We start from the raw sequence: 1955 nt of genomic DNA, 5'->3' as shown, positions 1-1955 counted from the left end.
GTTAGCGCCGATGTAATACTGACCCACTGCGCCGGAGTAAAACTGACCCACTTGGGCGAATATGGTGGTTTTTTGGCCGCCGACTATGTTGACCCAGGAGCAAGCAGTGGAAATCAAGGTGTTAATGCGGCATGGCGCCGGTATTCGAGAGATGGCGCGCGAGCTGGGGTGCTCACGCAATACGATCAGGCGGTATCTACGAGAGACGGCAGCCGAGCAATACAGTCCCAGAACGGCACGGCCGACCAAGCTGGATCCGTATAAGGGCTATTTGCTAGAACGTATCGAAGCGGCACGGCCACACTGGATCCCAGGCGTGGTGTTGCTACGCGAGATTCAGGAGCATGGCTATGACGGCGGAGTAACCCAGCTTAAAGAATTTCTGCGATTGCAGCGCCATACGGAGCCCGAACCGGTGGTTCGATTCGAGACGGCTCCGGGCAAGCAGATGCAAGCGGACTTTACTCACATTCGGCGCGGGCGCGACCCTTTGATTGCGTTTGTGGCCACGCTGGGCTACAGCCGAGCAAGCTGGGTGCGTTTTACCAACAACGAACGCGCCGACACGCTCAGCACCTGCTTGGCGCAAGCGTTTGTGTATTTCGGCGGTGTTCCCCAGCACGTATTGTTCGACAACGCAGGCACGATTGTCATCGAACGCGATGCCTATGGCGAAGGTCAGCACCGCTGGCATGGTCAGATGCTGGCGCTCGCTGATACGTATGGCTTCGCTCCTCGATTGTGCCGTCCGTATCGCGCCAAGACCAAGGGCAAGGTCGAGCGTTTCAATGGCTATTTGAAGGGCAGTTTCTGCGTGCCGCTGGCCGCAACCCTGCGCCAGGCCGGACTTCGCCTGGATGTCGAGGCAGCCAATGCCCATGTGGGACGCTGGCTCACTGAGGTCGCCAACAGCCGTATCCACGGCACCACGGGCGAGCGTCCTGATCGGCGCATGGTCGTCGAGCGCAGCGCGTTGCTGCCGTTGCCAGAGTTGCCTCGACCGACCCTGTTGCCGATAGAAGTGAATCGGCAACAGCGGCCTATGCCGCTTGAGAGTCTGCAACATCCCTTGTCAGTCTATAACGCCTTGCTGGAGGCCAGAGCATGAATCTGCAGCAAGAACGAATCACGATGCTGTGTGATGGGCTCAAACTGGACCGCATTGCAGTCGAATGGCCCGCCGTGGCGCAATGGGCGGCGAACCAGGAGTCCAGCCATGGCGACTTTTTGGAGAAGGTGCTGAGCGTTGAGAACGAAGCCCGTCTTGAGCGTCAGCGCACAGCCTTGATGAAGCTGGCAACATTGCCTTCGGTCAAGACGATGGAGCAATATGACTTTGCTTTTGCCAGTGGGGCTCCCCGTGCGCAAATCCAGGAGCTAGCCGCACTGACCTTTATTGAACGCGCCGAGAATGTCGTGTTCCTGGGGCCCAGCGGCGTGGGCAAGAGTCACCTGGCCCAAGCCTTGGCTTACCGCGCGGTGATGGCCGGCATCAAGACTCGATTCATTACCGCAGCGGACTTGATGCTGCAGCTCGCCACGGCCCACAAGCAAGATCGGCTAAAGCACTATCTTAACCGCGCCATCATTGGCCCGCGTCTCTTGATCATTGATGAGATTGGCTATTTACCCTTCGGACGCGAGGAAGCAAATTTATTCTTTAACGTGGTCGCCAAGCGCTATGAACGCGCCAGCATTATCTTGACCAGCAATCTGCCCTTCGGGCAGTGGTCTTCAGCGTTCGCCGACGACCAGACCTTAACGGCTGCCATGCTCGATCGCCTGCTGCACCACGCGCATATTGTTCAGATCGCCGGAGAAAGTTACCGGCTTAAAGATAAACGCAAAGCCGGCCAGGTGAAGGCAAAAGCTTAAGAAAATTGGAGGCCCGGGTGGGTCAGTTTTACTCCGGCCGAAAAGCCGGAAAGTGGGTCAGTTTTAAACCGGCGTTGACA

General features: G+C 57.7%; 2 protein-coding genes. Both read left to right on the top strand.

What is annotated here, in order from left to right:
- Positions 1-85 precede the first annotated feature (85 nt).
- The gene (istA, locus tag BUB23_RS26335; protein ID WP_073110394.1) at positions 86-1108 is read left to right on the top strand and encodes an IS21 family transposase; all 1023 of its coding nucleotides are present in this window, start codon (positions 86-88) and stop codon (positions 1106-1108) included.
- The gene (istB, locus tag BUB23_RS26330) at positions 1105-1875 is read left to right on the top strand and encodes an IS21-like element helper ATPase IstB (protein WP_073110391.1); all 771 of its coding nucleotides are present in this window, start codon (positions 1105-1107) and stop codon (positions 1873-1875) included. The genes istA and istB overlap by 4 nt, the downstream gene beginning before the upstream one ends.
- The last annotated feature ends 80 nt before the right edge of the window (positions 1876-1955 follow it).

This window comes from Pollutimonas bauzanensis, assembly GCF_900129885.1.
Lineage (GTDB): Bacteria > Pseudomonadota > Gammaproteobacteria > Burkholderiales > Burkholderiaceae_B > Pollutimonas > Pollutimonas bauzanensis.
This window is presented reverse-complemented; position numbering and strand designations above follow the sequence as displayed.

Bases quoted from the DNA above. Each gene is read 5' to 3' on its own strand.
- istA (WP_073110394.1), top strand. From the start codon at position 86: ATGTTGACCCAGGAGCAAGCAGTGGAAATCAAGGTGTTAATGCGGCAT.
- istB (WP_073110391.1), top strand. From the start codon at position 1,105: ATGAATCTGCAGCAAGAACGAATCACGATGCTGTGTGATGGGCTCAAA.